The following is a 9,429-nucleotide window of genomic DNA, read 5'->3' as shown; positions in this document are numbered from 1 at the left end:
GATGTCCAAGAGGAATACATGCGGCGATCCGCTGAGAAAAATTCACAAGTCCCGGTCGATCGTGATCCGGTCCCGAGCCAATTCACCGAGGCGGTTCGCCAGTATTATGAGAACCTTGGAAGCGGGCGTGGCAAATGATATTCTCGACTTTGACCGCTGACGCGGCGTTTCCGCTAAGCGAAAATCTGATTTGGGGTGCCCCCGACTGGGTGATTCCCGTTTCGATCGCTGCAGTAATCTTGGCGGCGTTAACGCTTTGGAACTACACATCACAGCACACGATGGGCGCGGTGCGGTGGTTGGCGGCGGCACTAAAAATTGTCGCCGTCGCCTTGATCGCAATCTGTCTATTACAGCCGATGCGCAGCGGTACACGGCCGCGACCTAAAGCAAATGTGTTGCCGATTCTGGTCGACAACAGCAAGAGTATGCAGGTGAAACCCAAGGGGGCCAAAGAAACGCGGGCGGACGTTGTTGCCAAGCAAATTGCTCCCGAAAATGATTGGCGGATTCGCTTGGAACAGGATTTTGACGTACGAGGTTATTCGTTTGATTCACGGATCGCGGCACTCGAATTGACAGCCCCGGCTCTGTCAAACGAGGGCACGGTATCGTCGCTGTCGACCAGCTTGCAGTCGCTCGGCGAGCGATTCGCGGCTCGTCCCGTGGCGGGCGTGGTGTTGTTCAGTGATGGCAATTTGACCGATCCGCCCGACACAAATTTCGATTGGTCCACGTTGGGATTTCCCGTCTACCCTGTGCTGTCGTCCACGGATGAAACGATCAACGATGTTCGAATCGCGGATGTCAGTGTCAGCCAAACCGATTTTGAATCGGCTCCGGTGACGATCCGGGTCAAAGTCGATGCGAATCCGACGAAGAGGAAACTTGTCGTCCAACTCCTCGATCTTGATCACGGCAAACTCGTCGAAGAACAAACGATCACAACCTCGGCATCCGAAACGGATAACGAAGTCACGTTTCGTTTTCGACCGGATGTCCCCGGACTTCGTTTTTACCGAACAATTGTGTTTGAAGAACGAGATCGCCAGGCATTGGATGCAAAGCGTGAATCGAAAGACTCGAAAGGGACAGCCGCACACGAAACTTTCGAAGCGACGCTCGTTAATAACCAGCGAATGATTGCGGTCGATCGCAAATCGGGGCCTTACCGGATTTTGTATGTTGCCGGCCGGCCGAATTGGGACTTCAAATTTTTGCGACGATCACTTGCTGCCGATGCCGAGATTCAATTGGTAGGCTTGTTGCGGATCGCCAACAAAGAACCGAAGTTTAGTTTTCGTGATCAGGGAGTCAGCGGATCAAGTTCCGCCAACACGAACCGCTTGTTCGATGGTGTCGACAGCACCGAAGACGAATTGGTCCAGCAATATGATGAACCTGTCATGATTCGTTTGGGTGTCAAAGAATCCGAAGAATTGAGCGACGGGTTCCCCGAGACACGCGAAGAGCTATTTGCCTATCACGCAATCATTCTTGATGACATTGAATCCGAATATTTCACGCAGGACCAGATGCTGTTGATGCGGCAATTCGTCAGCAGCCGAGGCGGCGGATTGTTGATGCTCGGAGGGCAAGAATCGTTTGCCGGGAAATCGTTTGCCGACAGCCCACTCGGTGAACTTGCTCCGGTTTATGGTCCGCGGTCCGGCGACGCTAGTGTCGCCGGGGCATACCGGATGAAGTTAACTCGCGAAGGAATGCTCGAGCCATGGGCGCGGCTGCGAGAGAACGAATCGGCGGAATCCGATCGCTTTGCCCAAATGCCTCCGTTCACCTCGGTGAATGCCGTAGGCGATGTCAAACCGGGGGCACTTACACTGGCCACCGTCCAGGACCGCACGGGCGATCCGCTACCCGCGATCGTCGCCCAGCGATTCGGCAAAGGGCGTACCGCAGCGATGCCCATTGCCGATTTGTGGAGATGGTCGATGCGTCATGATCCCAAAAAGAAAAACAACGACGGGGATGATGCGGCCCAAGCATGGCGGCAAATGGCACACTGGCTTGTCGGTGACGTGCCGCGTCAAGTCGAAGCGCGAGTCGAGCCGAATGTTGACCCGAACGAACCGGCACGAATTATGGTGCATGTCCGCGACGAAGCGTACTTGCCGATCGACAATGCCGAGATCGAATTAACGATCACCCCGGTTGAAAAAGAAATTCGCGATGGTAGTCAAGACGGTGTGATCCAAATCCAAGCCACTGCGGACGACGATGTCGCTGGGTTGTACAGGGCAGCCTTTTGGACGAATCAGTCCAACGCCTACCGAGTGCATGTGGCGGCAAAATCAGCAGATGGTCATCTTGTTGGCGAAGCCGACACGGGCTGGGTCGCTCAACCGGATACAGCAGAGTTTCGTCAACTCGGTTTAAACCGCCCGCTATTGGAAACGATTGCGAAACAAAGCGGTGGTAAAGTGATTGCCAATAATGCATTGGCTGACTTTGCCGCCGAATTGCCAAATTTAAAAATCCCCGTTACCGAAACTTGGGTCTATCCTCTCTGGCACAACGTTTGGGTATTGGTCGCCGCCATCCTTTGCTTGTGCGGTGAATGGGGATTACGTCGCTGGAAAGGTTTGTCATGAATCGATGGTTTACCGTCGCATTAGGAATCACGCTGTTCGCATCGAACATCGGCATCGATAGCGTTGGGGCAGACGAAGTCCAGCCCAACGATACGGCTGCGGCCGAGCTGCTACTGATCGTTGGAGCCGGCGGCAACGAGGAATATGCGGCGGAATTTGCCGAGACTGCGGACCAGTGGAAACGGCATGTCGAGTCGACTTCCGTGAAACTACACCCGATCGGGGATTCGACATTGGCGGGTACGCCGGATCGTGAACAACTAAAGTCCTGGATCGCCGAAGCGGATCGCGTAACATCGACTCCGCTTTGGATTGTCTTGATTGGCCATGGCACGTTTGCACAGAATGTGGCCAAGTTCAATTTGCGAGGGCCTGATTTTTCGGCCACCGAGTTGGCCGAGTGGATCAAGCCGCTCGATCGTCCGCTGGTGATTGTCAACGGTGCTTCGGCAAGTGGCCCGTTTATCAACGCGTTGTCCGCCCCAGGACGTGTGATTGTCACGGCGACACAAAGTGGCAGCGAGCAAAACTATGCTCGTTTCGGTCGCTACTTTGCCGAAGCGATCGGTTCCCTCGATGCGGACCTGGATCATGACGATGAGGTCTCGGTGCATGAAGCGTTTTTAAAAGCCAACGCAGCGGTGAAAGAGTTCTATGACACCGAGGCTAGGATTAGCAGCGAGCATGCGTTGATTGACGACAACGGTGACGGTTTAGGGACTTCATTTAAAGCCTTCCGCCGCAACATTCCGTCGATCGCCGCGAAACCGGACTCTCAGCTTGATGGCCGGCGAGCAGCAAAGATGACGCTGTTCGCTGCGGTGAACCAAGCACCGCTGTTGCCCGAAGAAAGTCAACTTCGCGACGCGATTGAAAGTGAAATCGAAACGCTGCAATCGCAAAAAGAGACGATGGCGGAGACTGCCTACTACGAGCAACTTGAAACACGGATGTTGCGATTGGCCAAAATTTACCAAGCGGCCGAAGAGCGACAAAACGCTTCGAAAAAAGCAACGAAGTCCGTACCGTGACACGATAATGCGTATCCAGAGGCTGTGAGCAACGTGTGGATGGGAGCGGTTTCTACAGCTTCGGAACAGGCCGTGAGGGTGCTTTCTTGAGCATCCGCTTCTGATCGTCCTTGGGCGGATTGTTGTTTCCGCCGCCGCCGCCACCACCTGCATTGCGAGGCGTCAGATCGGTGAAGGTTTCTTTCCACTTCCAGCCAATTGGGACAGTCAGCTCTTGATCGGCGAGTAACGCCCAGGGGGTACCTTTGTGGTCACGCGTGACGCCTTCGAGCAACTCTTTGGCCAGCGCTGCTTCGCGTTCCCATTTGCTGCCCACCGAAATTTCTTCGCTCGGCTCTAAAATCCAAGTATTGTTCTTTTCTTTCTCGAACGGCATGCCCCGTTTGCCTTTGGCGAGCATCGCATTGTAGGTTTCGGTGCGTACTTTCTGAGCAAGCACTCGGCCCATCGCTAAGTCAAATCCCGCCTTCCAGCGGAGACTTTCCTCACTTTCGCGGGCCTTCATTCCAGGTTCAAGAATCGTCGCCATTTGGATCAACGTGGGTTCCAACTTGGCTGCGTCTTGTTGTGCTTTGGTCAAATCGCCAACCAATTGAGCTTCGCTGCGTTTGACAAAGCGTGTCTGCGGACGCGACAGCCCTTGCGCGGGTCGCATCTGCGCCGCTTGCACAAGTGCTTGACGTAGCGGACTTGCTTTCACCTTGGTCACGTAATCCTGAGGCGCCAAATAGTCGGGACGATATCTCGCCATCGCACCCGGATCGAAAAAGTATTCGATGTCTGCGGCAAAGGCGTCGATCTCGGAAGAGCGAACTCGTCGAGACACATTGCGATTGGGATGAACCGTGAAATAGATCCCACCGGTTTCATAACACAGACGGGTCAACGCATAGGGACCAAAGCCGCTGTCGATCACCGGTTCCTGTTTAAAGTCCGCCGTGAATCCGACCTGAACCTGTTCGGGATAAAACGTTTCAGGCCCTTGATCGACCTGGGCCCATTGAGGCGATTGGTCATATTTAGGATCGGGGTCGACGTATTTCACCAGCGTGTGCTCGCGACCAAAGGGCGCGGGAACGCCAATCACGTAGACTGGAATCGCCCATTTGCGACACGCCGCAATGGACTGTTCAAGCATGTTTGCATCATCGCCCCGTTCATCGGTCACCACCACGAATAACACGTTTCGTTGGGGACCGTTGCCACCGCGACTGCGACGCAGCGATTTGTATTGATCGGCCGCGGATGAGATGGCCGAAAAGACCCGTTCTTCTCCCGAGGTATCCACCGGAATGTTTTGCACAATCGATTTGATCTCTTCGAGATCTTCGATCGGTTCTTCGGTAAACAGCGTGACCGTTTTGCCAAAGCCAACAACGGAACTCAGCAGAGGGATGTCATTGGTGTTACGGCGGAAACCCGCCGCTTTGCTCTCTTTGGCAATCCCCAGCTCACTGTAGATTCGCTGAAAGCGATCACGAATTTCTTGACGTTGGCGATGCAGCGATCCACTTTGATCAAACAGCCACACGACCAAGGTGGGGCGTTCTTCGAGCGATTGCAGAATCTCGAACGTGATTCGGTCCACCGCGCCTGCGGCACCTTGTGTACTCTGGCCGACTTGCCCCTTTTGATTCTTCAATCGATCCAACGGAGCGACCGCTTCGGTGAACATTTTGTTGACCATGATTTGCCCCAAGTCCGTCGGTTCGAGATCGACCGGGTTTGGGATCTCGGAGATCTCGGCGAACATTTCTGCGGATGCTTCCGCCATCGCCGCGTCGGCGGTGCTGTTCGCGCCAACTTCGGTTTGCGGCAAATCGCTGTAGGTTACATCGTCGATCATCTCGACCTTTTCAATCTCCTGTTCAGCCGGAGGCGACACCAACACCACGGCCTCTTCATCGACCGGCATCACCAAAGGGACCAATGCCAAAGACAAGATGATGATCAGATGGACCAGCATGCTGCCGGCAAACGCAGTGGTCTCGCTCGCCGCAAAGAACGACTCCTCTTCGAGCTCTTCCTCGTCCCAAGCATCCACCGCTTCGAGATTGCTCTGCAAGCCACCAGTCACAGCATGGCGGGTTTGCGAATTGCTTGGGGGGGTCGGAATCGTCATTTGCACTTAACCATTCGGTTCAAAAATGTCGGAGCCGGTTGCGAATCGCAGGTGACTGAAATTAAACGCTACAAGCAAACGCCAGGGATACCAATTTCAGTCTCTCAAAAGTGAGAAAAGTTCTGGCTATCTCCCCCCCAACGTAGCCATTGCCGAGAGGGTGTTGCTCTATTTTACTTCAATTCTAACGCAGCGGGTGTCACCCACGAAAAGGAATCCAACCCAAGTTCTCGGATCTCTTAGATCAATTGTCGCGAGTTTTTAGCAATGCAGATCTTTTTAGCTATGCAGATCGTGTAACGAACAAAGCAGCCCTCCGCTGCAGGGGCCCCCCAACAGCGACAAAAATTCGCAATTCAGCAAGCAAAAAAAGGGGACAGCATCGCGTAAGACACCGAAAACGGTATGATCATTTAAAGTGTTATCGTTTTGAAGTCGATCCTTGTGGCCCTTCGCTCACTGATATCAACGCGGGCGAGGCTGGCATTGTACCCAGAAAACCTAGCTCACCGTCCGTTTGGGCCGCCTGGATCGCCGAAGGCATGGTGCCGCTAATTGCCAACTCGAACTTGTATTAGTACTCTTGATTTTATACCGTAACGATTAGCGGCAGATTGAACCCACGATCGTCAAATTGAATACAGCATGGGGCTTTTCAAAATTGTCTGAGCGACTTATCGCGATTGGTGACATTCACGGCTGTAAGGTCGCTCTCGAGCGATTGCTTGCGGAGGTTGCCCCGACGAGCAAGGACATCGTCGTAACCTTGGGCGATTACGTCGATCGAGGGCCTGATTCGCGTGGGGTGATCGACACTCTAATCGAGCTTCGCAGATCGACACAGTTGATCGGATTGGTGGGTAATCACGAGGAGATGATGCTCGAGGTGATTCGTGACGGTCAATCGCCGCACGGATGGCTGAAATATGGTGGGGTCGAGACGCTCGATAGCTACGGTTTTGATGGAGGATTAGATTTTTTGCCACAAAGCCACGAGGACTTTTTCGATTCGCTGGGCGATTACTTCGAGTACGAAGACTATTTTTTTACCCATGCGGCGTACGATCCTGACACGCCGCTCGAGCACCAACCGCCCGAAATGCTGCGGTGGTACACGCTGAACGACGGTTTCCCCGCCGCTCACATCAGTGGCAAAACGGCCGTGGTGGGGCACACGGCGATGCGAGATGGCGAAATTCTTGATATTGGACACTTGTTGGACATCGACACGTTTTGCTACGGCGGAGGTTGGTTGACCGCAATCGATCTGTACAGCCGTCAAGTATGGCAGGTCGCTCAGGATGGCCGAGTCCGCAGCACGCAGGCCCAGTACTAGCGAGCCCCAGTGCCAACTCAGACGTCTGCTTATTAGCCGTTTTGGCGCTAGCCACGGTTTCGCCACCATTCAACCGGCGCTAGCGAGTAAGCCAATGCTACGAAGCGTTTTCTGGTAGCTACCTTCGCCAGAAGGTGGTGATTCGCGTTTGCCCGCCCCCCTCGCTTCATTGAAAACTAGAGCAGATCAGCTGGGCGCATAAAAAAAGGCACTGTGAAGTGACACAGTGCCTACGTGTTCCGCGCATCCTTTGATGCTGAAAATTAACCGACGCTCAAATTATCCGACGCGTTTAAGCAACCGACGCATCAAGTGCCTGCTGAAGCGCTGCCTTGGGGCGAACGCCAACAAAACTTTCTGAAACTTCGCCACCTTTGAAAACCAACAGCGTAGGAATGCTGCTAATTCCGAACTTCTGGGCGATTCCAGGGTTGTCGTCGATGTTGATCTTGCCAATCTTGACCGAGGGGTTTTCGCTGGCCAATTCGTCAATCATCGGAGCGATCTGACGACATGGACCACACCAAGGTGCCCAAAAATCAACAAGCACAGGGGAGTCAGCCTGAAGGACTTCGCTATCGAAGTTCTCATCAGTGAATTCTTTTACAGCATCAGATGCCATGGAAACTTCCTTTTGAAAAATAGGTTGCCAGCGCAAATTGTTAGTTACAGAGCGTTCGCTGTCAATTTGCCCCACTGTCAAAGTGGCCTAATTGCCAGTCACTTTTGACCAATTGTGATAAGGCAGCAATATCCGAGCCAATTCGTCCAAAATCATCGCCGTTGCTCCCCAAATCCGATAGTCTTGGTATTGAAACGCAGGAGCGGCAAATTGCAGAGTATCAGCCCCCGATGACGGGTTTCGATCGGCCCTTGTTTCAATCAAGTGCACTCGTTTTTTCATTTGGACAACAATTCGTCGCGAGGGACGAAACAATTCGCAGAGGGGCATTAGGATCACGTTCTCAACTTCGATCGGATCCGGCTGCCACTGAGGTAATGGCGTTTCGATAATAAAGACCACCGGTTGGACCGCATTATCGCTGGCGTAAACGTATTGCTCGCCTAACCGGCCGCAACACGCCTGCACCTGCGGACGCACCCCCAGCTCCTCTTCAAATTCGCGAAGGGCTGCCTCTTCGGCCGATTCGCCCGCTTCTCGGCGTCCCCCCGGCAAACAGATTTGGCCACCATGATGCTTTAGCGTCATCGGACGCTGGGTTAACGGAATGACCCACTGCTGATCCGCATCTTGAAACAGCGAAATGGCCACTGCGGCTTGGCGACACCCCCGACGTGAGGGGCCGCGATGGCGGCCGTAGGCCAGCCCTGGAAACATCGGTTTTAACCGCCCGCGGCGTCCCAAGCGATTACCAGAACCACCCTCGGTCGAGAGCTGTTCGGTCAAATAATGCCCTAGATCGTCCGCGAGCACAGCCGAACGTCGTTGTGATGGTTGAACAGTCATGGGGGTCAATCAAGCTCGATGGCTGCATGGATTTCACGCAATCCCCTGCACCCCCTTTACCTTAGCACTAATGGATGGCGGCTGACAATTGATCTAATTTCGTTTGCACCGCGGTCAATTGAGTGGCAACGCCATCGTACTTTTGCTTCATCGCATCGGCGGCCTGCTGAGCTTTGGCCAATGCATCTTGAAGTGCGGGAAGCCCTTTGGTCAACTCGGCTGCTTCGGCGGCCTTGGCCGCCGAAACTTGCTGGTGGGTCGCAATCGAATTAGCAGACGCGATGCGGTCACGACGCAGCTTGACCAATTGAGCCAAGTGATCAATTAAGGCTTGTTCGGCCGCTGCAACGGCGTCGAGCTTAGCCACGTCGCCGTTGGTTTGCACGCGAACGGCGATCACGGCATCGTGTTTGTCACGCGATGCGTTAGCCAGGGCGGGCATTTGCCCATCCAATTCGCCGACTTTCTTTGCCGCGGCGTCGGCGGCTACCTTCGCTTTTTCCGCTTCCGCCTTGGCAGCAGCAATCTTTGCATTGAGTTCGTCGATCGGTTTCTGAGCGGCTGCCACGGCGTTCATGGCGGCATCCAGCTCGGCCTTGATCGGCTGCATCGTTTTTTGGATTGATGCCAACTGCTGCTGAACGACTTTCGCACGCTCGGCGGCTGGCGGCGGATTCGCTGCCAACGCTTGTTTCTCTTCGGGTTTCTCGGACAGGGCACTGAAGACTTGCCCGTCCCAATCGCCATAGATCACTCGGCTGCCATCGTGGGTAATCGCGGCCTCGAGCACATCTTCGGAAACCGGGTTGAACTCGCGAATCAGTCCTCCATTGGCATCCCAGAGCTTGGCTCTGTTGTCT

At 54.2% G+C, this 9,429-nt stretch carries 6 protein-coding genes and 1 pseudogene; 3 read left to right on the top strand and 4 right to left on the bottom strand.

Features of this window, described 5'->3' with window-relative positions; genetic code table 11:
• Window positions 1–134: 134 nt before the first annotated feature.
• Window positions 135–2,612, top strand: coding sequence for a glutamine amidotransferase (locus ABX962_RS21025; RefSeq protein WP_372722008.1), 2,478 nt, complete (start codon window positions 135–137; stop codon window positions 2,610–2,612).
• Window positions 2,609–3,643 (top strand): hypothetical protein, encoded by a 1,035-nt coding sequence (locus ABX962_RS21020; RefSeq protein ID WP_372722007.1) that lies wholly within the window; start codon window positions 2,609–2,611, stop codon window positions 3,641–3,643. Before ABX962_RS21025 ends, ABX962_RS21020 begins: the two co-directional genes overlap by 4 nt.
• 52 nt (window positions 3,644–3,695) lie before the next feature.
• On the opposite strand, the gene ABX962_RS21015 is transcribed toward ABX962_RS21020, so the two are convergent.
• Complete coding sequence (locus tag ABX962_RS21015; RefSeq protein ID WP_372722005.1) at window positions 3,696–5,765, bottom strand: vWA domain-containing protein; 2,070 nt, start codon at window positions 5,763–5,765, stop codon at window positions 3,696–3,698.
• 661 nt (window positions 5,766–6,426) lie between these two features.
• Between ABX962_RS21015 and ABX962_RS21010 the strand changes: the two genes are divergently transcribed.
• Window positions 6,427–7,101, top strand: coding sequence for a metallophosphoesterase family protein (locus tag ABX962_RS21010; RefSeq protein WP_372722003.1), 675 nt, complete (start codon window positions 6,427–6,429; stop codon window positions 7,099–7,101).
• 292 nt (window positions 7,102–7,393) lie between these two features.
• Here ABX962_RS21010 and trxA read toward each other — a convergent pair whose 3' ends face one another.
• The 3 genes and pseudogenes from trxA to ABX962_RS20995 form a co-directional block, all read right to left on the bottom strand.
• A complete protein-coding gene (trxA, locus tag ABX962_RS21005) occupies window positions 7,394–7,723 on the bottom strand; it encodes a thioredoxin (protein WP_339936623.1) in 330 nt (109 codons plus the stop codon).
• A gap of 87 nt (window positions 7,724–7,810) precedes the next feature.
• Window positions 7,811–8,569, bottom strand: coding sequence for a CoA pyrophosphatase (locus ABX962_RS21000; RefSeq protein WP_372722001.1), 759 nt, complete (start codon window positions 8,567–8,569; stop codon window positions 7,811–7,813).
• 67 nt (window positions 8,570–8,636) lie between these two features.
• Window positions 8,637–9,429 (bottom strand): annotated as a pseudogene (locus ABX962_RS20995) (hypothetical protein); the annotation flags it as partial.

Source organism: Novipirellula sp. (assembly GCF_041583735.1).
Classification (GTDB): Bacteria; Planctomycetota; Planctomycetia; order Pirellulales; family Pirellulaceae; genus Novipirellula.
Note: the sequence above shows the minus strand (reverse complement) of the source record. Positions and strands in the feature narration are given on the sequence as shown.

What these genes read in the sequence shown, in the direction of transcription:
- ABX962_RS21025 (WP_372722008.1), top strand. Translation starts at nt 135, where the DNA reads ATGATATTCTCGACTTTGACCGCTGACGCGGCGTTTCCGCTAAGCGAA.
- ABX962_RS21020 (WP_372722007.1), top strand. Translation starts at nt 2,609, where the DNA reads ATGAATCGATGGTTTACCGTCGCATTAGGAATCACGCTGTTCGCATCG.
- ABX962_RS21015 (WP_372722005.1), bottom strand. Translation starts at nt 5,765, where the DNA reads ATGACGATTCCGACCCCCCCAAGCAATTCGCAAACCCGCCATGCTGTG.
- trxA (WP_339936623.1), bottom strand. Translation starts at nt 7,723, where the DNA reads ATGGCATCTGATGCTGTAAAAGAATTCACTGATGAGAACTTCGATAGC.
- ABX962_RS21000 (WP_372722001.1), bottom strand. Translation starts at nt 8,569, where the DNA reads ATGACTGTTCAACCATCACAACGACGTTCGGCTGTGCTCGCGGACGAT.